Origin of the sequence: Emcibacter nanhaiensis (assembly GCF_006385175.1) — a bacterium.
Classification (GTDB): Bacteria; Pseudomonadota; Alphaproteobacteria; order Sphingomonadales; family Emcibacteraceae; genus Emcibacter; species Emcibacter nanhaiensis.
The window spans coordinates 522413-547163 of sequence record NZ_VFIY01000018.1; the positions used below are offsets into that span (position 1 = coordinate 522413).

The 24751-nt window shown below is 55.5% G+C and carries 27 protein-coding genes; 19 read left to right on the forward strand and 8 right to left on the reverse strand.

Annotated features, from left to right (window positions below):
* The first annotated feature begins 279 nt into the window (after positions 1-279).
* The 13 genes from FIV46_RS16550 to FIV46_RS16610 all read left to right on the forward strand — a co-directional run bounded on the left by FIV46_RS16550 (position 280) and on the right by FIV46_RS16610 (position 13183).
* Complete coding sequence (locus FIV46_RS16550; protein WP_181163282.1) at positions 280-2478, forward strand: histidine kinase dimerization/phospho-acceptor domain-containing protein; 2199 nt, start codon at positions 280-282, stop codon at positions 2476-2478.
* Between the two features lie 279 nt (positions 2479-2757).
* The gene (locus FIV46_RS16555) at positions 2758-2931 is read left to right on the forward strand and encodes a Flp family type IVb pilin (RefSeq protein ID WP_139942029.1); all 174 of its coding nucleotides are present in this window, start codon (positions 2758-2760) and stop codon (positions 2929-2931) included.
* Positions 2932-3061: 130 nt separating this feature from the next.
* Positions 3062-3244 (forward strand): Flp family type IVb pilin, encoded by a 183-nt coding sequence (locus FIV46_RS16560; RefSeq protein WP_139942030.1) that lies wholly within the window; start codon positions 3062-3064, stop codon positions 3242-3244.
* Between the two features lie 86 nt (positions 3245-3330).
* Positions 3331-3855, forward strand: coding sequence for an A24 family peptidase (locus tag FIV46_RS16565; RefSeq protein WP_181163283.1), 525 nt, complete (start codon positions 3331-3333; stop codon positions 3853-3855).
* Between the two features lie 15 nt (positions 3856-3870).
* A complete protein-coding gene (gene cpaB, locus FIV46_RS16570) occupies positions 3871-4761 on the forward strand; it encodes a Flp pilus assembly protein CpaB (RefSeq protein ID WP_139942032.1) in 891 nt (296 codons plus the stop codon).
* Positions 4762-4763: 2 nt separating this feature from the next.
* Positions 4764-6191, forward strand: coding sequence for a type II and III secretion system protein family protein (locus FIV46_RS16575; RefSeq protein WP_139942033.1), 1428 nt, complete (start codon positions 4764-4766; stop codon positions 6189-6191).
* Positions 6192-6202: 11 nt separating this feature from the next.
* Positions 6203-6871 carry a CpaD family pilus assembly lipoprotein gene (locus FIV46_RS16580; protein WP_139942034.1) on the forward strand — a complete coding sequence of 223 codons (669 nt, stop codon included), beginning with the start codon at positions 6203-6205 and terminating at the stop codon, positions 6869-6871.
* Positions 6872-6882: 11 nt separating this feature from the next.
* Positions 6883-8139 carry a CpaE/TadZ family protein gene (locus FIV46_RS16585; protein ID WP_139942035.1) on the forward strand — a complete coding sequence of 419 codons (1257 nt, stop codon included), beginning with the start codon at positions 6883-6885 and terminating at the stop codon, positions 8137-8139.
* Between the two features lie 12 nt (positions 8140-8151).
* Complete coding sequence (locus FIV46_RS16590; protein WP_219846174.1) at positions 8152-9882, forward strand: TadA family conjugal transfer-associated ATPase; 1731 nt, start codon at positions 8152-8154, stop codon at positions 9880-9882.
* A gap of 9 nt (positions 9883-9891) precedes the next feature.
* Positions 9892-10875 (forward strand): type II secretion system F family protein, encoded by a 984-nt coding sequence (locus FIV46_RS16595; RefSeq protein WP_139942036.1) that lies wholly within the window; start codon positions 9892-9894, stop codon positions 10873-10875.
* Between the two features lie 2 nt (positions 10876-10877).
* On the forward strand, positions 10878-11849 hold the full coding sequence (locus FIV46_RS16600; protein WP_139942037.1) for a type II secretion system F family protein: 972 nt from the start codon (positions 10878-10880) through the stop codon (positions 11847-11849).
* A 123-nt stretch (positions 11850-11972) separates the two neighbouring features.
* Positions 11973-12560: a TadE/TadG family type IV pilus assembly protein gene (locus FIV46_RS16605; RefSeq protein ID WP_181163284.1), complete on the forward strand. Its 588-nt coding sequence runs from the start codon at positions 11973-11975 to the stop codon at positions 12558-12560.
* A gap of 14 nt (positions 12561-12574) precedes the next feature.
* Positions 12575-13183: a TadE/TadG family type IV pilus assembly protein gene (locus tag FIV46_RS16610; RefSeq protein ID WP_139942039.1), complete on the forward strand. Its 609-nt coding sequence runs from the start codon at positions 12575-12577 to the stop codon at positions 13181-13183.
* Positions 13184-13198: 15 nt separating this feature from the next.
* Here the strand turns inward: FIV46_RS16610 and FIV46_RS16615 are convergent, their stop codons facing one another.
* Positions 13199-14008, reverse strand: a complete 810-nt coding sequence (locus FIV46_RS16615; RefSeq protein WP_139942040.1) for a sulfite exporter TauE/SafE family protein — start codon at positions 14006-14008, stop codon at positions 13199-13201.
* A 315-nt stretch (positions 14009-14323) separates the two neighbouring features.
* Here FIV46_RS16615 and FIV46_RS16620 point away from each other — a divergent pair, with 315 nt between their 5' ends.
* Positions 14324-15499 carry a PAS domain-containing sensor histidine kinase gene (locus FIV46_RS16620; protein ID WP_139942041.1) on the forward strand — a complete coding sequence of 392 codons (1176 nt, stop codon included), beginning with the start codon at positions 14324-14326 and terminating at the stop codon, positions 15497-15499.
* A 343-nt stretch (positions 15500-15842) separates the two neighbouring features.
* Here the strand turns inward: FIV46_RS16620 and FIV46_RS16625 are convergent, their stop codons facing one another.
* The 3 genes from FIV46_RS16625 to FIV46_RS16635 all read right to left on the reverse strand — a co-directional run bounded on the left by FIV46_RS16625 (position 15843) and on the right by FIV46_RS16635 (position 16938).
* Positions 15843-16196 carry a helix-turn-helix domain-containing protein gene (locus FIV46_RS16625; protein WP_139942042.1) on the reverse strand — a complete coding sequence of 118 codons (354 nt, stop codon included), beginning with the start codon at positions 16194-16196 and terminating at the stop codon, positions 15843-15845.
* Between the two features lie 18 nt (positions 16197-16214).
* Positions 16215-16508 (reverse strand): type II toxin-antitoxin system HigB family toxin, encoded by a 294-nt coding sequence (locus tag FIV46_RS16630; RefSeq protein WP_139942043.1) that lies wholly within the window; start codon positions 16506-16508, stop codon positions 16215-16217.
* 64 nt (positions 16509-16572) lie between these two features.
* Complete coding sequence (locus FIV46_RS16635; protein ID WP_139942044.1) at positions 16573-16938, reverse strand: winged helix-turn-helix transcriptional regulator; 366 nt, start codon at positions 16936-16938, stop codon at positions 16573-16575.
* A 120-nt stretch (positions 16939-17058) separates the two neighbouring features.
* On the opposite strand from FIV46_RS16635, the gene FIV46_RS16640 reads away from it, so the two are divergent.
* The 4 genes from FIV46_RS16640 to FIV46_RS16655 all read left to right on the forward strand — a co-directional run bounded on the left by FIV46_RS16640 (position 17059) and on the right by FIV46_RS16655 (position 19541).
* Complete coding sequence (locus FIV46_RS16640) at positions 17059-17988, forward strand: PLP-dependent cysteine synthase family protein (RefSeq protein WP_139942045.1); 930 nt, start codon at positions 17059-17061, stop codon at positions 17986-17988.
* Between the two features lie 92 nt (positions 17989-18080).
* Positions 18081-18356, forward strand: coding sequence for a DUF2849 domain-containing protein (locus tag FIV46_RS16645; RefSeq protein WP_139942046.1), 276 nt, complete (start codon positions 18081-18083; stop codon positions 18354-18356).
* Positions 18357-18377: 21 nt separating this feature from the next.
* Positions 18378-19169: a hydroxyacylglutathione hydrolase gene (locus FIV46_RS16650; protein WP_139942047.1), complete on the forward strand. Its 792-nt coding sequence runs from the start codon at positions 18378-18380 to the stop codon at positions 19167-19169.
* A 72-nt stretch (positions 19170-19241) separates the two neighbouring features.
* The gene (locus FIV46_RS16655) at positions 19242-19541 is read left to right on the forward strand and encodes an SCP2 sterol-binding domain-containing protein (protein ID WP_139942048.1); all 300 of its coding nucleotides are present in this window, start codon (positions 19242-19244) and stop codon (positions 19539-19541) included.
* 66 nt (positions 19542-19607) lie between these two features.
* On the opposite strand, the gene FIV46_RS16660 is transcribed toward FIV46_RS16655, so the two are convergent.
* The 4 genes from FIV46_RS16660 to FIV46_RS18150 form a co-directional block, all read right to left on the reverse strand.
* Positions 19608-20735 carry an OmpA family protein gene (locus FIV46_RS16660; protein ID WP_139942049.1) on the reverse strand — a complete coding sequence of 376 codons (1128 nt, stop codon included), beginning with the start codon at positions 20733-20735 and terminating at the stop codon, positions 19608-19610.
* Positions 20736-20846: 111 nt separating this feature from the next.
* The gene (locus tag FIV46_RS16665; protein ID WP_139942050.1) at positions 20847-21347 is read right to left on the reverse strand and encodes a DUF2793 domain-containing protein; all 501 of its coding nucleotides are present in this window, start codon (positions 21345-21347) and stop codon (positions 20847-20849) included.
* 12 nt (positions 21348-21359) lie between these two features.
* Positions 21360-23618, reverse strand: coding sequence for a phage tail protein (locus tag FIV46_RS16670; protein WP_139942051.1), 2259 nt, complete (start codon positions 23616-23618; stop codon positions 21360-21362).
* A gap of 2 nt (positions 23619-23620) precedes the next feature.
* Positions 23621-23998 (reverse strand): NlpC/P60 family protein, encoded by a 378-nt coding sequence (locus tag FIV46_RS18150; protein ID WP_181163285.1) that lies wholly within the window; start codon positions 23996-23998, stop codon positions 23621-23623.
* Between the two features lie 103 nt (positions 23999-24101).
* Between FIV46_RS18150 and FIV46_RS16680 the strand changes: the two genes are divergently transcribed.
* Positions 24102-24749 (forward strand): hypothetical protein, encoded by a 648-nt coding sequence (locus FIV46_RS16680; RefSeq protein WP_181163286.1) that lies wholly within the window; start codon positions 24102-24104, stop codon positions 24747-24749.
* Positions 24750-24751 lie beyond the last annotated feature (2 nt).

The following is a 24751-nucleotide window of genomic DNA, read 5'->3' on the forward strand; positions in this document are numbered from 1 at the left end:
ATTATGCATTTCAACTATTCACAAAAGAAAATCCCTTCCTGAAACGGACATTCCCCAAAAAGGTTATGTTAGATATTAAATCGACACCCCGCACCCGATTTTAACTGGTACTTTCGGGCGGAAAAAGTTATAGTCTCTGAACGGGGAAAACATGCATCCGGAAGATAAAATTTTAATAATTAACAGTGATGCCTGCGCACTGTTAAGATTTACGCAGTAAAAGGGAATGCAGTGCCGAAAAGCGCTATGTACGATGACAGAATCCGGAATTTGCTAGAGTTGGCGCAGGATGACTCCCTGCAAAGCAGAACACTTCTGTTTTCCCATATCTGTGACCTTTTCCTGCAGCAACGTCCCCTGCAGTCTGACAAGCAGGCCCGTATGCTGCTCGACATCCTGCGCGAGCTTTTGGCCAATGTCCGCATCGAAACCCGCAAGGAAATCGCCAGCCTGATCGCCGACATGAACAATCCACCGCAGGAGCTGGTTAAACTGTTCAGCGAAGATGTCATTGACGTCTCCGCCCCGCTGCTGGAACGGGCGCCGATCCCCGACGACCAGCTGATGCATCTGGCCAAATTCGGCAGCGACGCCCATCGCCGGCATATCAGTCGTCGGTTTGGCCTGTCTCCGCTAATCCGGCAGGAACTGAGCCAGCAACAGCAGAAACATTACGAACAGGTCCGGCACAAACTGAGCCTGAGCGAGCTTGAACAGCGGGAAGCCGACCGCCAGCCTGAACTGGACGAATCCACAACCGCAAGCATTCTCGAACTGATCAAGGCACAGAATATTTACGGCCAAAACCCCGATGAAGCTGCCGCGGAAACAGCTGCGGCCCCTGAACGCGCGCCATCGGGCCTGCCGCAACGGCAGGAAAAAACAACCACCGGCCCGAAACTGGTGCTGGACAACAAGCTGGCCTTTTCCGACGAGGTGCCATCGTTTCTGAAACAAAAAAAGGAACCCGAGGAGCAACCTGCCGCCGACCAGACGGAAACAGAGACCGACCAGACACCGTCCCAGATCAGCATGGCGGCCCTGTCCAAGGCCATCTTCAACCTGGAGGAGGAAGCCAGGCTGGCCATGTCCTTCGGCAAGGAAAACAGTACCGACGCGGCAAAGCCGCAACGCCCTCCGCAGGATCACGCGCCGGACTACAGTGAAGCCGCCAACGACCTGGCCGAGCAGGAGACCGAACCGGAAGCGGAAACTGTGAAAGAGACTGCAGCAGAAGAACCGTCCAAGGCCCCGAAAGTCAGCCAGGCCGGCGCGCAAACCAGGGATTTTGTACGCGCCAACGCGGACTGGTTCTGGGAAATCAACCGCATGGGGACCATCAAGTTTCTTTCGGAAGAGGCCTTCACCGCCTTTGGCCGTCCGGCCAACAGCATGATTGGCGAAGATTTTATTGAAATGTGTGAAATCACACCGGACCGGGATGACGATCTTTCGTTTGAATCCCTGTTCGAACGCCGTACCCCGTTCCGGGACGAGGCCTTCCTGATCCGTTCCGAAGGCGGGGAAAGCACCAAATGGCTGCTCAGCGGCATTGCCGTCTTTGATATCCAGACCGGCCGCTTTACCGGCTTCCGGGGCAGCGCCAGGGCCGCCGAAACGGCGCCGGAGCTGAATGTCCCGGCAACAGCGGTTGTCGACAGGCCGGAAAACCGGGAGATTTCCGAACCGGAAGCGCCCGCTGCGGCCACATCGACGCCGCAAAGCCGCAAAGACACCAGCGACAAGGAAGATCATATTGCTTCCGAACTGCTGCAGAACCTGTCCCACGAATTCAGGACTCCCCTCAATGCCATCATCGGATTTTCCGAAATGATCGACATGGAAGCCTGGGGACCGGTCAATGAACAATATCGGGAACATACAAAAAATATCCTGAGCGCTGCCAACCTGCTGAAAGACGCCGTCAACGACGTGCTGGATTCCGCCAAACTGGATTCAGGCCTGATTGAGGTCACCCCGGAATCTTTCTCCCTGAAAAGCATCATTGATGCCTGTGCCGAGAAGATCGCCCCGCTGGCCAAAAGCAAAAAGGTCAAATTCCACAGCAGCAGCGATAATATCGATGTCATTCTCTATAATGACCGCCAGTGCCTCGAAATGTGCCTGAGCAAGCTGATTTCCAGTGCCATGAAAAAGGCCGGCGAAGGCGATACCCTGAATCTTTCCGTCCTGATGAGCAGCAATGCCCAGGTCAGAATCGAAGTCCCCCTTCTGGGACAGAAAATTAGCGAAAAAGATGCCGAAACATTGTTCCAGAAGGTTATCAATGGAGCTTCTGAAACAAAAAAGTACGAAAAATCGGAAAAAATTTCGACCCCCAGACTGGCGCCGGGATACGGTCTATCCGTTGCCCGGGACCTTGCCCGGCTGATTGGCGGCGACCTTTCCTGCCATTGTCAGGACGGTTTTGTGACCCATCTGGTCCTGACAATTTCCAATTACCCCCACAATAGCTAAGCCTTTAATATTCTTAACCCTTTCAAGGAATAAGGGTTAACCATTTGCCCGCCTGACCCGTTCCGGGTCCCCTGCACAGGTAAAATTTTAACAGATTTTGATTAAATCACAGTTTAACAACAAGTTAATTTTTCTTCAATTTAATCCTTGTAAGTATTTGTAATAAAACAAGAAAAAAGGAAATCCATTAACTTTTTGTTCATAACTTCCGTGCATATTGATAGTCACAAATTTGGCATAGGAACCTTATTTAACTATTGGCACATTGGAGTAAACAAAATGACTAAATTCTTTGCAAAACTGAAAAAATCTGAAGCTGGTGCAACCGCTATTGAGTATGGCCTGATTGCTGCCCTGGTGGCTGTTGCTGCCATCGCTGGCCTGAGCGCTGTTGGTCAGTCTCTGGATACCACTCTGAAAGGTGTTTCCAGCTCTCTGAACAACGCTGGCTAATTAGCACTTCAGAAAAGTTCCAAAAACGGCTTTGGCCCCACAAGGCCAAGGCCGTTTTTATTTTCCCGAATACCTGTCCTGTTTTTATACCGGACATCCGCTGCAACAAATTTTTGAGAGGACCCACACCATGAGCAAAAAAAACCTTTCAGAATTGAAAAAAAACCAGAAGGGCGCAACAGCCATTGAATATGGTTTGCTTGCGGCACTTATCACTCTTGCTGCCATTGGCGGCTTCAGCGCTTTCGCCGATTCATTCCTGAACATGAGCAACACTACGGTTGCCGCCGTCCAGGAAGTTACCGGCAACTAAGCGGCTTTCCATCCGGCATTAACCATTAAATCACCTTTCTCCAATATGACTGTATGTACGACAATCTGACAGTCCAGGGGAAAATCGTGCTAACACTGAGTTCAGTCATCATATTTGCAGGCCTGATGGTCTGGGCCGCAATTTCCGATATCAGGCATTACCGCCTGTCAAACAGGCTCTGCCTGACTGTCCTGGCCCTCTACCCGATCCACCTGGCCGCCTTCTTCATCGACTATAATACATTTCCCCTCGCCCTGGCCGGCTGGTCCATCGTCATCGCACTTGTGATTTTCGGTGTCTGCCTGGTCTTTTTCGCCATGAATGTCATGGGCGGCGGCGATGTCAAGCTGATCCCTGTGGTTGCCTTGTGGGCCGGACCGGCGCTGGTTTTGAACTACCTGATGATCATGTCCCTGACCGGCGGGCTGCTGGCGGCACTTATTTTAGCAAAAAACAAATTTATCGCATCAAAAGCCGCCAAATCTTCAGAGAATATAAACTTCTCTATGGCACAAATGGAACATACAAAAGTCCCCTATGGAGTCGGCATCGCACTCGGGGGCCTATATGTCGCCATCCGGCTTTATATGTCATTGAACGGACGAGCGTAACAAGGAAACAAGGTTATGAATATCAATATGCGCAGCATCATTCTGGTTGGAATTGCCCTGGTCATCGCGGGAATTACCGCTTTCATGGCCCGCAGCCTGATCAAACCGGCTGCCGCTCCCCAGGCACAACAGCAGGTTGTAAAAGCGGCGCCGGCAAAAGTACAGGTGCTGGTAGCGGCCTTTGACCTTCATACCGGTCACTTCCTGAAAAAGGACGACCTCGTCTGGCAGTCCTGGCCGGATGACAGCCTGCATGAGAATTATGTTCGGAAAACCTCTGATTTCGACCTGGAACAATTCGCCGGCGCCGTGGTCAAAAACACCATCGTCGCAGGGGAACCCCTTACAGAATCGCGAATTGTCAGGCCCGGGAACAGTGGTTTTATGGCCGCCGTACTGCCGGTCGGCCAACGCGCTGTATCCATCCGGGTGAACGCAACTTCCGGTATCTCCGGCTTTATCTTTCCCGGAGACCGCGTGGATATCCTTCTGACCCATAAAGTCTCTGCCGGCGGCAAAAGGAAGGCGCAGGCCAGTGAAACCGTTCTCCGTAATGTGCGGGTTCTGGCCATCGACCAGAGGATTGCAAACCCTACTCATACACCCGCCGTTGGTAAAACAGTTACCCTGGAAGTCTCACCCAAGGATGCCGAGAAAATCTCTCTGGTTGAGAAAATGGGCAGCCTGTCCCTGTCCCTGCGCAGCCTGGCCCAGAATGAAGGTTCAGATGTCGAACTGACATCTGCCAGCCCGGAAGACAACTCCGTCACCTGGGACAGCGAAGTCAGCCAGCTGCTGACAAGCAATACAGGAGCCCCTGCCGCCAAGGGCGGAAAGAGCTTCAATGTCAAAGTGGTAAGAGGAAATAAAGTTCAGCAACTGGGCTTTACAAAGCAAGGAAACTAATCATGACAGCGCGTAAGAACATACGTCGCCGGATTGGCAAGACAATGAAGAAGTCGGTTTTTTGCCTGATCGCGGTATTCGGCCTGCTGATCGGCAGCCAGCCCCTGGTTGCAGCTGCTGCCACCCAGAAGGAACATATCCAGGTGGAAGTAAGCAAAGGGACGCTTCTGCGCCTGAAACAGCCGGCCTCCAACATCTTCATTGCGGATCCGTCCATCGCTGACATTCAGGTGAAATCCCCCACCCTGGTTTATATCCTTGGTAAAAAGCAAGGGGAAACCAGCCTGTACGGCGTCAATGACGAAGATGAAATTCTGCTGAGTGGCGAAATTTCCGTAACCCATAACCTGGGCAGTCTCGAAAACGCCCTGAAGACCGTTATGCCGGACGCCCGGATCAACGTGAAATCCTATGAAGGCCTTCTGGTGATGACCGGGCATGTGGAAAACCCGGACCAGGCAGAAGAAGCCCGCCGCATGGCCGCAGAGTTCGTCGGCAAGGATAATACCATCATCAACCGGCTGACCATTGCGACACCGGTACAGGTCAATCTGCGCGTACGTATTGCAGAGGTTGGCCGTGACACCATGAAACAGCTCGGCTTCAACTGGCAGAACAGTTTTGTCAATGGCAGTACCGCCATTGGTATGTTCCAGGGATCTCAGGTCTTTAGCGTTGTTGATGGAGTGAAAAATTTTGCATCTCTGGGCCGCGGCAACAACATTGCTGGCGGATTCACCAGCGGTAACTTTGACATCAATTTCATCATTGACGCCATGGAACAGGAAGGAGTCCTGTCTGTTCTGGCCGAACCGAACCTGACCACACTTTCCGGAGAAAGCGCCAGCTTCCTGGCCGGTGGTGAATATCCGATTCCAGTGTACGAGGACCGCAGCCTTTCCATCCAATATAAGGAATATGGTGTTGCCCTGGATTTTCAGCCGGTTGTGCTTGAGAGCGGCAAAATCAGCATGCATATCAAGCCGGAAGTCAGTCAGCTGTCTTCTGCCGGTGCGGTAAACATTGACGGTTTCGCCATTCCTGCGCTCACCACCAGACGGGCTGACACTACCGTTGAGGTGGGCTCCGGGCAGAGCTTTGCCATTGCCGGCCTGATCCAGAACAATGTCTCCAACAATATCGCCAAATATCCCTGGCTCGGCGACATTCCGATCCTTGGCGCCCTGTTCCGTTCGACGGAATTCCAGCGCCAGGAAACTGAACTGGTGATCATCGTCACCCCCTATATTGTCAAGCCGCACAATGACAGCACCATGCCGTTGCCCAACGACAATCTCAGAGTGGCCAATGATATGGAACTTTTCCTGCACGGCCAGTCCTATGAACTGCGTGGTCCGGAAAGTTCTCCGGCCGCCCAGGGTAAGACCGGCGAAAAGATTAAGGGTGCTGCCGGCTTCATGCTGGACTGAGGAGGATACTGATGACAAAAAATATTCTTAAACTGATCGCTGTCGCCTCTCTTCTGATGACCGCCGGATGCGCGGGACTTCATGAAAGCACCGGCCTGGAAAACCAGAAGCGCAACAAGGTCGAAATGGTGCGTGTGCCCTATATGATGACCTTTGCAGACAACAATTATCGCCTGGATTCAGATGAGGTCCGGGCCCTGATTGCCTTCCTCGGCAACAGCAATGTCGGGTACGGCGATGAACTCAGCATGGACTTTCCGCTGGAAAAAGACGGCAGCATGTCCGACCTGAACAAAAAACGCCTTTCCTACATTGCGGAAGTCCTGAAACGACATGGCATCATCATGTCCATGGAGGTCACACCTTACGGTGTCGCCCCCAAAACCAACCAGGCCCGTCTGCTTGTTTCCCGCTATGTGGTGACACCGCCACAGTGCGGAGACTGGTCACGTGCCAGTTCATCCAACTACAACAATGCCCCCATGCAGGACTTCGGCTGCTCGACCCAGGCCAATCTTGGCCTCATGGTCGCCAATCCGCGTGACCTGATCACCGGCAACCGTTCTGATCACCCGCACGCGGAGAAGACAGCCAAAGCAGTCAATGGGTATATGACGGGCACCGCCAAAAAATCTGCCGGATCAGCGACGGGCGGCAGCAGCAGCAGCGGTTCCAAATAAGGGAATTTGAGATGAGTGTAGCGAGCCTTTTGAAAAAAGAAGACAGTTCAGCCGAGAATATTTTCGGCGCCTTTGTCTGTGATGACGAGACCACCCAGGCTCTTGTGCCGGTCCTGACGGAGCGAGGCTGGAATCCTGCCGGAATCAAAACGGGCGGAATCGAAAGCGCCATCAGAACCCTTTCGACCCTGCCCTCTCCCCAGTTCCTGGTTGTGGATATTTCAAAATCCGCAGATCCCATGGACGACCTGACATCACTTGCGGAAGTGGTGGAACCCGGCACCATGGTGATTACCCTGGGAAATACCAATGATATCACGCTTTACCGGGAACTGATTTCTTACGGAATTCATGACTATCTGGTTAAACCGGTAACCGCCGACCAGCTTCGGGACACTATATCGTCTGCCGAGCATGCCGCACGCATTCCCGAAGAAACAACGGTCGCTGCCACGGCAGAAGATACCGACAAACTGGTCGCGGTAGTAGGCGTGCGCGGCGGTGTGGGCACCAGCACCGTGGCCACCAGCATGGCCTGGATACTGGCCCATGACAAGAAGCGTCCGACCGCGCTGCTGGATATGGATATTTATTTCGGCACCGGCGCCCTGTCCTTTGACCTGGAGCCGGGCCGCGGCCTGTGTGACGCCCTGGAAAACCCGAGCCGTGTAGACGGCCTGTTCATCGAGCGTGCCATGATCAAGGAAAGCGACAATTTGTCGATCCTCGGCTCCGAGGCACCGTTGAACGATCCCACCTATACGGATCCGGCGGCCCTGAGTCACCTGTTGACCGAGCTGAAAAACAACTTCAAATATGTGGTGCTTGACCTGCCGAAGAACACGGTAGCCGACTACCCCCTACTGCTGTCCGAGGCCGACGAGATCATTCTTGTTTCCGACCTCAGCCTTGCCGCAACCCGGGATACCATCCGCTTCCTGGCCTTCTGCAAAACCGTTGCGCCCGAAGCAGACGTCAAGGTGCTGCTGAATAAAGTGGCCGGGCCGGGACAGGTGGAAGTTGAGAAAAAAGACTTCGAAGCCTCCATCGAACGCGCCGTGGACTGGGAAATCCCCCTGGACAGCAAACTGATGATCCAGGTGTCCAAATCCGGCAAACCGCTGCCCCAGGCGGCAAAACACAGCAAGCCGGTCAAGACTCTCAATCTGATCTGTGACGACCTTCTTGGCAACAGTGAAACAGAGGCCAGCGTGCCCTTCTGGAAAAAATTTGCACAGAATAAAAAAGAAGCCAGCAAGAAGAAATAATCGCGAGAAACCATGAAACCAGCGTTCGGACGTAAAGCAGCACCAGGCACAAAACCGGCCTTCCCCGCGGGGAAATCCGGCGGGCCGGCAGGATTCGGAAAAGGCGGCGATCAGCCCGAGATCGCAGCTTCCGCAGCCACGCCGGCGCCGGTTCCCCAGGAAAGCGGGTCCAATGCCAGCATGGTGGACCAGGCTTTTGACCTGATTGAACCTGTACTGCAGGAACGTATTGATCCTGCAGCGGCCCGTGAAATGGACCGCAACGAGGTCAGGAAGGCCATTGATGAACTGATCGACGAAATGAGCGCCAGCCACAGCCTCCAGCTCAATGAACTGGAGCGGCGGGATCTCCTGACGGTTCTCCTCAACGACCTTCTCACCTCTGAAAGCAAGGCGAGCCAGGAAGCCGAGGAAGAAGCGGAAAGCAGCGCCCGCAAACAGCGGGAAACAAAGACCCAGAGCGCCGAGCAGATCCAGCAGGCCAGCCAGGACAGCATCATGGAGGCCAAGGATCGCCTGCAGCCCCTGTTGCTGGAATATATTGATGCCTCTGCCGCCAACGAGATGGACCGCGCAGAGCTGGCGGAACAGGTTAGTGAAGCCGTCAACGAGTTGATGGCGCAGGAAAAAATCAACCTGAACCTGCGCGAGCAGCGTGAACTGGTCAATATGCTGCTTCACGACATGCTCGGCCTCGGCCCCCTGGAACCGCTTCTCGAAGATGAAACCGTCACCGAGATCATGGTCAACGGACCGAAACAGATTTATATCGAGAAAAACGGTAAACTGACCCTGTCAGATGTCACCTTCCGGGACAATCAGCATCTGATGAATATCTGTACCAGGATCGTGACGGCTGTCGGCCGGCGCGTGGACGAAACCACCCCGATCTGTGACGCCCGCCTGGCAGACGGCAGTCGTGTGAACATCATTATCCCGCCGCTGGCCATCGACGGGGCCTCCATCTCGATCCGTAAGTTCGCCAAGCAGAAAATCACCATCGACAAAATGCTGGACTTCGGTTCCCTGTCCCCGCAAATGGCGACGGTTCTGAAAATTGCATCCGCCTGTCGCCTGAATATCCTGATTTCCGGCGGTACGGGTTCCGGTAAAACAACCATGCTGAACGCCCTGTCCCGCATGATTGATACCGGCGAGCGTGTCGTCACCATCGAGGATACGGCCGAGCTCCAGATGCAGCAGCCCCATGTGGTGCGCCTGGAAACCCGTCCGGCCAACCTGGAGGGCAAAGGGGAAATCAGCATGCGCGACCTGGTGAAAAACGCCCTGCGTATGCGTCCCGACCGCATCATCCTCGGTGAGGTCCGTGGCGCCGAGGCTTTCGACGTGCTGCAGGCCATGAACACGGGCCATGACGGCTCCATGTGTACGCTGCACGCCAACAACCCCCGCGAAGCCCTGACCCGTATGGAAAACATGATCGGTATGGCCGACCTGAAACTGCCGCCCAAGGCGGTTCGCGAACAGATCGCCGGCGCCGTGGACCTGATCGTACAGATTTCCCGTATGCGTGACGGGGGCCGCCGCACCTGCGCCGTGACAGAGGTCGTGGGCATGGAAGGCGACATCATCACCACCCAGGACCTGTTCCTTTATGAATTTACCGGAGAGGATGCGGACGGAAAACTGATAGGCAACTTCAAGTCTACAGGCGTCCGTCCGCATTTTACCGAGAAAGCCGAATATTATGGCTTGCACCGGGCTCTCCTGGAAGCGTTATAGGATGGAACCATGACAGTAGATAACCCAACCATCGTAATGATCGGCATATTTACCGGGGTCTTTCTTGTCCTGGCGACCATTGCCCTTGCCGCCGGTCTGCTTGGCAACAAGCAAAAGGTCATCCAGGGTCGCCTGCGCAAGGCCATTGGCCGACACCAGAAAAAGGGCCTGGGTTCGGAAAACGGGGCAAAAAAATCCCTGTTCATCAAACAGGAAAAATCCTTTTTCGACCAGTTTGTGCCGCGTCCCGATGAACTGCGCAAGCGCCTGCGGAGAACCGGTTTTTCCATCCAGTTCAAACACTATATCCTGGCCAGCTTCGGCGTAGCCGTGGTCGTCAGCGTTTTGGTAAAATTATTCGGCGGGCTCAGCGCCGCACCGAGTATTATGGTCGGCCTTGCCGCCGGTCTGGCGATCCCGCATCTGGTGATCTCCTCCATGATCAAAAAACGCCTGACCAAATTTACCACCCAGTTTCCCGAAGCCATCGACCTGATCGTCAGGGGCCTGAAAGCCGGTCTCCCGGTGACGGAGTCCATCGGCAGCGTGGGCCGGGAAATGGATGATCCCATCGCCGTTGAATTTACCAAAATCATCGACGATATCCGCCTCGGCAAAACCCTGGATGAAGCGCTGTGGAAAGCCGCTGACCGCCTGGACACGCCGGAGTTCAAATTCTTTGTCATCAGCCTGTCCGTGCAGCAGGAAACCGGGGGCAACCTGGCGGAAACGCTGGAAAACCTGTCCATCATCCTGCGCGGCCGCAGCCAGCTGAAACTGAAGGTGAAAGCGATGTCGTCCGAAGGTAAGGCCAGTGCCTATATCATCGGCTCCCTGCCGTTCATCATGTGCGGCATTCTGACCATGCTGAACTATGACTATATGTCCGTCCTGTTTACCGACCCGCGCGGCCAGGTTGCCATGGTTGGCGGCCTGATCTGGATGGGAATCGGCATGTTCATCATTTCCAAACTGATTAATTTCGAGGTGTGACCATGGAACAACTTCTGCCCGCAGGGATCACCATAGAAGACATCATCACTGCTTTCGCAGGCTTATCCGCCTTTATGGTGGTCATGGCCATCTGGAGCACCGGCATCGTCAAGGATTCCATGCACGGTCGCCTCAAGGCGCTGCAGGACAGACGCTCCGACCTGAAACGCGGCTATGTGGCCCCGGTCAAGCGCCGCACCACCGTCAAGTCCACCAAACACATGGGCCTGATGAACAAAGTGGTCAAAAGCCTGAACCTGCTGAAAAACGAACAGACGGAAAAATACCAGAAAAAGCTGGTCCAGGCCGGTTACAGGGGCAAAGACGCCCTGGTGATTTTCATGTTCTGCAAGCTGGTGCTGCCGCTTCTGGTGGGGGTGATCGCCGTGGTCCTGATTTACGGGCTCGGCCTGTTCGACCTGTCCGCCATGATGAAGGCCTTTGCCTGCATCGGTTCGGTGCTGCTGGCGTCCTATTTCCCGGAAATCATCCTCAAGAATGCCACCGACAAGCGCAATACCGCCATGCAGAAATCCCTGCCCGACTTCCTCGACCTGCTGGTCATTTGTGCGGAAGCCGGCCTGACACTGGACTCCGCCCTGCAGCGTGTGGTCAGGGAACTTGGCAACACCTGCGCGGAACTGGCGGATGAGCTCGGTCTTACTGCTGTGGAACTGGGCTTTCTGCCGGACCGCAAGCAGGCCCTGATGAACCTGTCCGAACGTGTCTCCCTGCCCTCCGTCAAGGCCGTGACCGCGACTCTGATCCAGTCCGAACGCTATGGTACGCCACTGGCTCAGTCGCTCAGGGTTCTGTCCAATGAATTCCGGCACGAACGGATCATGAAGGCCGAGGAGAAGGCCGCACGCCTGCCGGCGACCATGACGATTCCACTGATCCTGTTTATCCTGCCGACCCTGTTTGTGGTGCTGATGGGCCCTGCGACCTGCCAGTTGGCGGACAACCTGGTTTAACCTGAAATAACAACGCAAGGAGAGCTTGTTAGTCAACGGCAATTTGCCAAAGAATGAGGAGCTCCAGATATGAATATGGCGAATGAACTGCGAAAAAGGCGAATGGGATGCCTTTTTGCAAACTTGAAAAAGGACGAAAAGGGGGCGGCCCTGATCGAGGCCGCTTTTGTCCTGCCGACCCTGTTGTTGATGATCATCGGCACCCTTGAAATCGGCGGTGTCATGCTGAGCAACACCCTTCTCGAAGGCGCCATTGCCGATGCCTCCCGACAGGGGATCACCGGCTACACGGTGGACGGCATGACCCGCGAGGAATATATCACCCAGGTCCTGGAGGACAGCACCTTCGGCTTTATCAAACTGGACAATCTGGTGATCACCAACAAAGTCTATGACAGCTTCACGGAAATCGCCACCGCCGAACCCTACACGGATGTGGACGAGGACGGTTCTTACACCAACGGCGTGGACAGCTTTACCGACCTGAACTGCAATAACCACTGGGACTCAGATATCGGGGAAAGCGGTGTGGGCGGCCCCGGCGCCGTTGTGGTTTATACCGCCGAATATGACGCCGATTTCCTGACCGGTTTCTTTGCCCAGGCGATCGGCGATGAAGACGGCAGGATCCGTATCGAGGCCAGCACCGCGGTGAAGAACGAGCCCTATGGCTCCCCCACCGCCGACTGCAGCCCCCAAGTGAAAACCTGAGGAAGGAGACTGTCATGAAAAATGGTACCCTTGTCACGGGACTGTTCAGGCGGCTGTTCCGCAAGCAGGACGGCACGATCCTGATGGAATTTGCCTATACTTTTCCGATCATCCTGATGCTGCTGATTGGCGGTTTTGAAACTTTCCGCATCCTGTTGATCGAACGAAAGGTCAACCAGACGGTAAATGCGGTCTCCAACCTGGTGTCCCAGAATGAAATTCTGCCTGCGGAAATGATTACCGACACCTTCGACGCGGTCGACAATGTGATGGCGCCGTTCGATATCAACAGCGGTGGCCGGGTGATTGTTTCACGGTTCAAGGGCACACCGTCGGGGACACTGATCACTGACCAGTGCATCTCGGGAAACGGCATAATTGCCGAGAGCAAGTTCGGCAACCAGAATGAATATGCCGATCTTGAAAACATTCCGGGCACATTCACCCTGGCTGACGATGAAATCGCCATCGTGGCCGAAGTCTTTTTCAGGTACGAGCCCATGTTTGTGGACCTGAGCTTTATCTTCCCCACCAACCTGTACCAGCAACGGCAGGTCTACCAGATTTCGGTGCATAAACCGCGTTTCGGCGATACCGATTTCACCGAAGGCTGCCCGGCCTGACCGGAAAGCTCGTACTCAAAGTGACGTCACCAGCATGCGGATCGCCATAAAGCCGAGGATAAAGGCGAAGGTGATCCGCAGCTTGTCGTCATCCATCCGGTGGGCAACCCGGACCCCCAGCGGCGTCGCCAGCATGGTGGCGGGAATGACACAGAGAACCGCCATCATATTCACATAGCCCAGGCTATAGGGTGGCAGCCCCTCCGCCGACCAGCCGGTGATCATGAAACCGATCGCCCCCGGCAGGGCGATCAGAAAGCCGATGGCGGCGGAGGTTCCCACGGCCCGGTGAATGCTGTAGCCGAGCTTGCTGAGCACCGGGACGCTGAAGGTGCCGCCGCCGATCCCCATCAGGGCGGAGATGCTGCCGATAAAGAACCCGCTGATGACTTCGAGCACCCGGCCGTCGCCGTTTTTGGACGTCACCTCCCGGCGCACCACCGCCAGCCGGATAGCGACCAGGAGCGCCACCACCCCGAAGATCAGAGACAAGACCTGGCCCCGGAGACTATCCGCCAGGATGGATCCCACCATCACGCCGAGGATCACGGTCGGCGCCATATATTTCAAGAGCTGGAAATGCACCGCCCCCTTGCCGTGATGGGACCGGGCCGAGACGATGGAGGTGGGGACAATAGTCGCCAGCGATGTTCCGACCGCCATATGCATGGTCAGTCCCGGTGCAATGCCGGCCTGTTCGAAAATAAAATGCAGCACCGGCACCAGCACGATCCCGCCGCCAACCCCGAGCATCCCGGCCAGGACACCGGCGAAACCGGACGCCGCGACCAACAACACCACAAAAACCCAGATATTCTCCAACATATTCTCCTCTGCGGCGCGCTCCTCCGCCGGCTCCCGACGTCCCCGACATCTCCGCGGCAAGGCTAGCAGCTGTGCCGGCAGAAATCCCGTCTTTTTTGACAAAATGCGAATTGTCAAAGGCTTTTTTAATCCGATGGTTAATGAATCGTTAATTTTTTAGTTGATTCGGGGATTCATTTAAGAGATGATTCTCCTAGTGATTTGAATCTTATTGGTGAATCTTGTCTGGCAAGAGGGAGAGTGCGGACTCTAGTTTTCTGTAAAAGTCAAACAGTTTCCAAAGGAAACAGGTAATTAGGGTCCGGATTAGATGTCATGAATATAACAGCACGCGAGTTTAAAACATCAGGTGCAGATATGATTTCCCCATCGGAAGCCGTCGACAACAGTCGGTATAATCGGGAGTTCGGGCTGTTTGACTCCGTGTTCCATGAAGTCAGCGACGCGATCCTGATTATCTCCGCCGGCGACCAGTCCACTCCCTCCTACATCGAAGACATCAATCACCAGTTCGAACTGTTTACCGGCTACAGCCTGGAGGATGTGCGCGGCACCGACCTGTCCACCTATTTCGCCGACCATATCCCGGAAAGCAAAATTGAATCCATCACCCGCGCCCTGGAAAGCCGCCAGTCAGCAATCTTTTATTGCCACTGGAAATGCCGCAACGGCGATGTGATCGACGTCAACATGACCGTCCGCCCCATCAGCAGCGACGACGAATGCCCGCGCTTTATCTGCGTGCTCAGGGAAAGCCGCAGCGAGAAGAATGACCGGGACGAGGCGGCGCGGGAAATCAAGCAGAAGCTGCTGGCCGCCATGCATCACAATTTCCGCACCCCGCTCAACGGCATCCTCGGCTATTCCGAGGTCATCATGACGGAAATGCTCGGCCCGATCGGCAAGGACTCCTACCGGGAATATGCCAAGGATATCCACGGCGCCGGCCAGAACCTGCTGTTCCTGATCGACAATCTGCTGGATCTCAAGGAACTGGAAACCACCGAGTTCGAGCTCTGTGAATCCATGTTCGACCTCAGCGACCTGGTCGATGACTGCCTGTCCGCCATGACCGAACCGGCCGCCAAAAAGGATATTACCCTGAAAAAATGCGTCGCCAAAGGGCTTCCGCTCATTCACGGCGACCGGGAGCGGCTGGAAAAAGTCATCTACAGCCTGCTGGAAAATTCCCTGAAATTCACCCCGGCGGGCGGCACCATCTGCCTGTGCGCGTCGCGGGAAAAGGACGGCACCTGCCAGATCACCTGCCAGGACAGCGGCAGCGGCATGACGGCGCAGCAGGTGGCCAAGGCCTTCAGCCATGACTCCCACCTGGCCGATATCTATTCCAACCCCACCACCGGCATCGGCTTCGGCCTCGCCTACGTCAAGAAGCTGATCGAGAAACACGACGGCACCGTCTCCATCGCTTCCAGCCCTGAAAGCGGCACCACCGTCTATGTCCACCTGCCGGCCGAGCGGTTGGTTTAGGTCCTTCTTCTCAGATATTACTTACAGCCCCGGGACATTCAAACCGCCATACTCACTCGACCTCAAATGCCTTCCCAAATCCTCACTTTCCCATATACCGCCCTTCAAATATGCGGAAACACCGAGAACATATCCGTCATGTTGTAAAAACACAGCGTATACACCGGTATCAGAGTAAACTTTTTTACGACTGCACTTACAGCGCCATCCAATCTAATAATGTCTCCAACTTCCATGTTCGATCCTTTGATTTACCAGCGCATTATGTTCCAACGGCCTTCAATCTTGATTTCAGAATCCTTCTAATGGCCCGCAAATGCGAGCGTGGCGCTATGCAGTATATTCAACCTGCTAGCAAAGCCTCGGGCGGAACGCCCCAGTCCCGATACAGCCGTTTCGCCTGGTTCATGGACAGGGGACGCTTGCGGCTCAATATCTCGGACGCCCTTGATTTTCCGATCAGGGCAGCAAAATCCTTCTGCTGATAGCCTCGCTGTTCCATAACGAACTCAATGGCGGTCACTGGGTCGGGATTATCAAGGGGAAACTGCGCTTCTTCATAGGCTATTACCAATGTTGTCAGCAGTTCCAGCTCATCGCCTTCTTCGGTGCCATATTCCGCATCCATCAGCGCGTCAATACGCGCCAGAGCGGCGTCATAATCTTCCTCGGAATGGATCGGTTTGATATCAGCCATGATAGATCTCCACAAAACTCATACTTTTGTCACATCGATCTTGTCGTAGTCGCCATGGGTTCCAATGAATCGAATATAGCCCATACGATAAGGATAATTGAATTTCACCACCAGCCGGTAGCTTCCCCCGCAGATGTCAAAGACAACCCGGTTGTCTGCAACGATACTCGCTTTCGGAAGCTCGTTTTTCACCTCCTGCGGACTACCCCAGTCCGCCCTTTTCACCAGATGCCACCAGGTCTCAAGCTGTCCTTTGGCATCCGGATGCTGTGCCGAAAAATCGACAAGTATCTTCCTGGCGACAATTCTCATAGTTAAAGTTCCCATAATGGGAATAATAAGTCAAGAAAAAGTTCCCATATTGGAAACCTTAGAGCTAATTTGCGTGAGGCTCATAAAAGCCACCACCTAGGTTTTCATGGCCCCAGGCCATCAGGTCCCTGAGGATGCCCTCCAGCGACCGGCCCTTGTCGGTCAACTCGTAACGGTAGCGCACCGGGCGCTCCTGATAAGGCTCGCGCCGCACCAACCCCTGCTCGATCAGTTTTTTCAGCCGGCCTGACAGCAGGTTGGAGGGCGGGCCTTCGGCGCTCGCCTGCAGTTCCTGGAACGTGTGCTTACCATGCCACATCAGGTCGCGGATGATCAGAAGGGTCCATTTATCGCCCAGCAGGTCTAGGGTGCGGGCAACGGAACAGGCGGAGCGAAATTCCGAGTCTGTATTCTTCCTTGGATCAGTCATCTTTTTCCACCATTACTTACGATTTGAATCATTATAGCTTAGTTACTTCACTTTTTAAAGTCTTTGCATTATAAGTCACTTTAATAAATAAAGTAACTAGTCAAAAAAAGGGGATATATCATGATCAACAGCTCCATCCTTGACTGTATCGGCAATACGCCGCTGGTCCGGCTCGGCGCCATGGTGCCGGACGGCTGCGCCCGGATCCTGCTCAAGCTGGAAAGTGAAAATCCCACCGGCAGCATGAAGGACCGCATGGCCCTGGCGATGATCGAGGCGGCGGAACAGGACGGCAGGCTCACGCCCGGCGGCAGTGTGGTGGAATATACCGGCGGCAGCACCGGCGTGTCGCTGGCTCTGGTCTGCGCCGCCAGGGGCTATCCGCTGCATATCGTCACCTCGGACGCCTTCAGCCTGGAGAAAAGAAATCACATGAAGGCGCTGGGGGCGGCGCTGACCATCGTGCCGAGCAAGGACGGCGGCATGGATGAGGCCCTGACCCGCAACATGATTGCGGCGGCCGGAGACATCGCGGACCGAACCGGCGCCTTCAGGACCGATCAGCTCAACAATACCGACCAGATTGCCGCCTATCACAAAATGGGTGAGGAAATCTGGAACCAGACCGGCGGCCGGATCGATGGTTTCGTCCAGTGCACCGGCACCAGCGCCTCGGTCCGCGGCAATGCGGAAGTCCTGCATCGGCATAATCCCGCCATTCATTGTGTGGCGGTGGAACCGGCGGAATCCCCAGTGCTGTCCGGCGGCCGCTCCGGCGTGCACAAGATCGAGGGCGCCGGGGTCGGCTTCCTGCCGCCGCTGTGGCAGCGGGAGATTGTGGATGATATTTATGCGGTGAGCACGGAAGAAGCGATGCAGACCGCGCGCGAACTGGCCCGGCGGGAAGCCATCTTTGCCGGCACCTCGACCGGGGCCAATGTGGCAGCAGCGATCCGTCTTGGCCGCACACTCGCCCCGGACGCCACCATTGTCACGGTGATGTGCGATTCCGGCATGAAATATCTGTCAACGGCGCTGTACGGGAACTGATCCGGCTTGTTCCCTCTTGATCTCCCGGGCTATCTGGGCCATATCAGGGCAGGAGAAATTTACAGCGAAAATTTAAACAACAGGGCCACATCATGAGCGAGAAACAGATCATCACTGCCAATCACCTGCAGAACGGGCTGAATGTCTATTATGTGGAAAGCGCCGACAGCGTAACCTGGGACCAGGATAGTGCTGCTGCCAGCCAGTTTGACAAGGAAGAGATCGAGGAAGCGCTGCACCGCGCCGCCGAGAGCGAGAAGAACAATGTGGTGGTCGGCATTTATGCCATTGCCGCCGATGATGACAGCGCCCGGGAAAAAATCCGTGCACAGGGCCCGTCAATCAAATATGGTCATGAGGTAAACTAATCCTGTCCCAAGGAGTGCCCCATGCTTGTTGAACAGCTTTATGCCGACAACCCGTTGCGCAACTTCCATTACCTGATCGCCTGCCCGGAGACGCGGGAAGCGCTGGTCATCGATCCGCTGGATGTGGACCGCTGCCTGCATGCGGCGGAGAAGAACGGCTGGAAGATCACCCAGATCCTCAACACCCATGAACATTGGGACCATATCGGCGGCAACGAGGAGATGATCGAAAAGACCGGCGCCAAGGTGCTGGCCCATCATGGCGCCGCCGCCAAGATCGACCATCTCGACCGGGGGCTCAGCGCCGGGGATATTGTCGAAGTGGGCCGCAGCGTGAAGCTGAAAGTGCTGGATACCCCGGGACATACCATGAGCCATGTCTGCCTGCTGTCCAACAGCGACCAGCCGGGCCTGTTCTGCGGCGACACCCTGTTTAATGCCGGGGCCGGCAACTGCAAGAACGGCGGCCATCCCAACGAGCTGTATGACACTTTCTCGCACCAGCTCGCCACCCTGCCCGATGCCACCCGCATCTATCCGGGCCATGATTATTTCGTCAATAACCTGCAGTTTACCCTCGATCGGGAGCCGGGCAATGAGGCCGCCAAACGCTATCTGTCAAAGCTGGAAGGCCAGGATCCGCATCACGCCTATGTCTCCTCGCTGGGCGAGGAAAAGACCTTCAATACCTTCTTCCGGCTCGACAATCCGGAAGTGATTGAACGGCTGCGGGAGAAATTCCCGGACCTCAGCGACACCCCCACGGAAAAAGAGGTTTTTATCGCCCTCCGGGAGCTCAGGAATAGCTGGTGAAAAATTCAAACGCGTGTTAGATTTGCAGCTGCACCGACCAACTAGCTATCCAGAGAATGGAAGGAAAGAAAAGTGAGTCTTGAAGAACAAACCAATGTCGTCAAGGAAAAGCTGGCAGGGGCCGAAGGCTTCGGCAAAGTCGTGAAGGTTGATTTCGAGGGGGATGGCGTGATCGTGATTGACGCCACCGCAACGCCGCCCAGCGTCTCCAACGACGACCGGGACGCGGACATGACCCTGATTGTCAGTGAAGAAAACTTCGCAGGCCTGATGGACGGGTCACTCAATCCGCAAATGGCCATGATGACCGGCAAAATCAAGATCCAGGGTGACATGAGCGTGGCGTTCAAGCTGGGTGAAATTTTCAGCTAAGACCCGCTATACCTGAACAAAAAAGGCGCCCGTTGAGGCGCCTTTTCTAATTTATGCGGGATGGTCCTATTTCAGAACAATCGTGGCCCGGCGGTTGCGGGGCTCTTTCACACCGTCACCGGTTTCCACTTCGCAATCGCATTCGCCATGGGACGCCATCACAATCATGTCGGCAGGCAGTCCCTCGGCTTCCAGGGCTTTTTTGACAGCTTCCGCGCGTTTCGCCGAAAGCTTGTCGTTATAGTCGTCCGCCCCTGACCGGTCGGTATAGCCGTCAACCATGACAACGATTTCCCCGGCCTTTTTCGCTTCGGCGGCGGCTTCGGCCACTTTGGTCCGGCCGGCGCCGTCCAGTTCGGAACTGTCAAAGGCGAAATAGACGATAAAAGGACCCTTGTCGAACATGGGACCGGCCGCCGGCTCCGGCATCGGTTCAGGGACCGGCACCACTTCCGGCTCGGGTTCCGGCTCAACAACCGGGGCCGGTTCTACAGCAGCGGCCTGGATCGGCTGCGGCATTTCATCTGCGGCAGTTTTGGCCTTGCCGCCGAAACGATAGTAAAGACCAAGCATGAAATCATGAGCGTCATAGCTGGCCTTGAAATTTGTGTCACCGGATGACGTCAGGCCGATATCATCGGTTGCCAGGTAACGATATTTGGCAACCACGTCCAGACTATCCGTAGCCGGCACACGCACCCCGGCAAACGCCTGGTAGGCAAAGGCCGTTTTCTTGTTTGCCACATAGGCGATATTGGACCAGTTCACCCGACCGAAACCGAGACCGGCACCAATGAAGGGTTCAACGGCCTTGCCGTCCTCACGGTTGAAAACATCGACAACCACATTGGCCATCAGCGTTGTCAGGCTGGAACTTCCACTGGCCGACCCGCTGGAAACCCCCAGCCCGCCGGCATTTGTAACCACCAGATTGTCCAGGTTGTGCCGATGAAAACCAAGTTCACCTTCCAGACGCAAGGTGCCATAGTCATACCCCAGGATCGCGCCAATCGCCGGACCGTCCTTGAATTCGTTTCTCAGGTTCAGGCCCGACGACGGGCTTGTCGCTTTTTCCGCACCAAGCAGGCTGTAGCCGGCTTCCAGTCCGGTGTACCAGTTACCGTCTTCAGCGTGGACAGAAGTCGCTGCTATGGCCGCCGTGCAGGCAGAAAGGGCGAGAATTTTCTTTAGCATAGTCTTTTCACTCCCATGTGAATGTTTCTAAAATTTGAACTAAACATTAACTTATTCTTAACTATTTTCCACGGGATTATGTCATTTGTGCGAAAGTGTAAAGAAAAATATTCAACTCTCGATAAGTCCATGGGCACGGCAAACCTGCAGCAGTGTATTTATCGTTGTTCTTGCTTCTGAATCAATTACTTGGCCACCAGATACATCTGCTATGGCCGAACCTCGATCACCCACAACCTGCTGTCCGTTGACGCTGATTTCCAGACCGTTCACCGCACCGGTTCGCCACATTCCGGACCGAAATATGGTTAACATGTCCAGATCCCTGACCTGGAAATGCATGCCCTCGACCGGCGCATAAAAACTCCAGGCACCGCCGAGCCAGTGGGCAATGTTATCCTCCTGCCCGGCCCAGTCGCCGGTCGCTCCGGACGCAACGATCCAGGCCTGTCCCTCTCCCGGTTCTGCCGGTGGCGCGGAAAGGTCCACTGCCTCCACGATTGGCTGGACAAACAGATCCAACATATTCAGCGCCATATTGTGGGTAATTTCCTTCTGCGCCTGACTTGCCATGATATAGGGCAGCGCCAGTTTCGTTGTCATGTCTGTCATTCTGAATTTCCTCTAGAGTGTCGCTTCCGCCGGAATTCCGCGACCGGCCTTGTCACTGATTTGATAAATGCGCGTTGAAATTTCCGCAGGAATTTCGCCAAAATCCGCCAATTGCTGGCCGGCCTCATAAATTACCCGAGGGTCTCCGCACTCCAGGGTGCGTATGACGTCCCCGTTCTTCAGGATTTCCACCGCGTATTTCTCAAAAGCTTCCCCCAGCGGCACATCCTGTCCGTCCCGCCAGGCCCCGCCAAACCGGCTGCGGCGAATCCAGTTTATATCCAGGTTGCCGAGACTGTCCCGAGTGCCTCGCACATGCACCGGAGAAAAAGGCTTGAGGCTCCGGCCTTCCACGGTCCGGACCTGATACTGAATATCCTCGAGACTCTGCCCGAAAGTCCGGGCGCCGAAAGAGAGCTCCTGGCCCATATCAGAAAGCAACAGCTGCAGGGGGACAAGGCTCGTCCGGCTGACCAGGATAAAAGGGGCGCCGATTTCATGACCGGCGATCCGGTCTTCTGTCCCCCGCCGTCCCCGAAGCAGGCCACTCAGTTCATAGAGCCCCGGCTCCATGAGGCTGGCCGAGGTAAACTGAATGACCTCCCCGCCGATGATAGCCAGGTTGGCGCCGTTCAGCACGTCCGGCCAAGTCCGGTTTTCCAGAACATCCGCAGCATGGTCCAGCCGAACAAGCAGACGGCTGGCCTGGTCCGGGAAACAGGCCGGTCCCGGCGCAAGCTTGTTCTCGGTTACACCTGTCACCGCCGGCATGGCGGACGACGCCAGTTTGTCCGGCGATCCACTACCGTCCCGGGACAGATAAAGAGCCGCCCCGGGCCAGTATCCGGCCGCGTCGGCGTTGACTGCCGCCAATAGACAAACCGCCTGCTGCTCCTCGTCATCCAGCGCCGGAACATCGACAAGCAAGAGCCGGCTGTCCGCCAGCGGAACAATCTGTTGACCGGGGAAACCGCCGGTTTCCGCCGCAACCTCCCGGACCGGAAGGCTTTCCCCATCCCTGACCGCCAGGCAGTGCAATCCCTGTCCTGACAGTTCTGTTTCCAGAATCATTACCGTGTAATTCGAATTGCCGCGGGAAAGGTGGACAACATCACCCGGAGACAAATGACAATATCCCGGCGGCAGGTCAAAGCTGAGTTTTTCCCGGCGCCGCCAACGGTTGTCCAGTAGCGCTTCGGCCTGTGTCTTGGCCTCAACAGACGTTAACACCAGCGGCGCAAATTTCTGTTCGGCGACTTCGCTCCGTCCGGTCTGGCGAAACGCCCGCTGCAGCCCGGTCTGGTAATCCCGCCCGCTGTCCAGATAGCTGACGGCAATTTCCCGGGGCAGGTCCAGTTCCTGTGCCCGGACGATCTGCAGCGGTGCCTGCCCCTCCCCGCTTTCCGTACGCAAAAGGACCTCGCCGGTGATTTCTTCCTCGACATCCCGCCCCAAGGAACGACAGATCAAAACACCATCCTGTTCAACCATGTCAAAATCATAGAGCTCCGCCAGATCCTCCAGCACATCCCGTGGTCGGAACTGACCGGACAGGACGTAACCGTTGACTTCCCCGTCAAGGCCTGTCGCCTCAACCTGGCTGAGGCCGGCCAATTCACAAACCTCCTCGACCAGTTTCGCCAGCGGCAGCGTGCCACCTTCATCTGCAATGATCTCAAACGTCAGGTTTGGTATCCGGTTGGCATATTCAGCCAGTTCAAGATCTTCAAACATGACATAGGCCAGGCCACGAAATGCCGTCGCATTATCCAGACCGTCCTCAGCCTCAAGCAGGGGGTCCGGATCCTGGTCGGCCAAACCCGTGTAGAGTCGCACCTTCCCGCCCGTCGCTACCTGGCCGCCGGCATCCCGCAATAGCTTGCCGTCCGCCCAGATCCGGCCGATGGAAGAAACCTGCCGGGCCGAAAGGCCCACGGCAAAGGAAGCGGAATAGGTATAGCTGACGGTCGTGACGGTCTGGCTGCTGCCCTTGCCGCCGACCGTCTCGCTGTCTTCATGCCGGGTTTCACTCAGGCCAGCAGACCAGATCAGGTTACCGGACAGGCGCATGGTGCCGAAGACCAAGGGCACCGCTTCCCCGTAAGACGCCGTCTGGACCGAAAGGTCAGACAGCCGCGCCCCTTCAACAGTGCGGGACGAGTGACTGCCAAACAGATACGCATCGACACTCCGACCGGCCAGCGCCCCGGCTATTCCCCCGAACGGTCCCGCAATCATTGTCCCAACGGCAGATAAAAGTAACGTGGCCAAATTCAATCTCCCAGGATTGGAAATCGGTAAATCGAAGCAATCCTGTCCGGATTGTATCCCTGTTCCACCACAGCACCGCGCCGCGCATCCGCGTGAACCATGCCCCGATCAGTCAGGATGGCCGCATGCTGGATAATTCGCCGGGGACGGATCAGGAATATATCGCCGGGTTTTCCGGCATCTTTTGCCACCGGCAGAAGCCCCGCCGTCCGGGCTGCAGACTCGAGCTGGCCCCGTCCCGGCAGGGCAGTATAGGCGGGATTATCTCTCAGAATGCAGCCGATCTGGCGGCCCACAAAAAGCACAAGACCGACACAATCCAGGCCTTCCCCGGCTTTTTTTCCCGGAATCCTTCCCTGATGTCGAAAAAGACTTCCCACACAGAATCTTGCCGCTAGAATAGCTTCTTTTCTGAGAGGATCATTTATGACTTCCATTGATGATTTTCCGGACCAATAAAATGAATGCAAGGGATGTCTAGTCATGGAATTAAATGTTGTGGGGATGCACATACACGAACTGCGTAACCAGTGTCGCTTCATCGAAGCGAACGTGGGCGTGCTTAACCAGTCACTGGAAAAGCAGGCTCCGGTCGGGATCTTCTTCGCCCTGCAGGGCATTATGACTGCCGCCAACCAGCTGGCCCGCATCCTGTGGACACCCCGTAAAAAAGGCAAGGATCGGGCCACCAAACTGCGCGAAATGCTCGGCCTGCCGGAAAAACATCCGCTCAACAACGAGAATATCCTGACCATCTGGGACTTTTCTGACGAAGCCAACGACCAGTGGATTGCCCAATCCAAGGACGCATATATTCTTTATGATTTCATTGGCGACATTGCCAACAGCCAGCATAAAGACGTGGAAATGAAGAATATTTTCCGCGCCTTCGACCTGGTCACAAAAATCTATACTTTCCGCGGCGTCGGCTACAATATGGACGCCCTGCTGAAAGCCATCGGCGACGTCAGCAACCGGGTCAACCAGATCCATGTGCGTATGTTCCCGGAACAGTGGAAACAGGTGGACGATAAAGGCAATCCGGTTGAGGCTGCGGAAACAGTTTCCGGAAATGCCGAACCTGCCACTGAAGAAAAAGAACCGGCCGCTGAAACTGCGGACAGCAAATAATC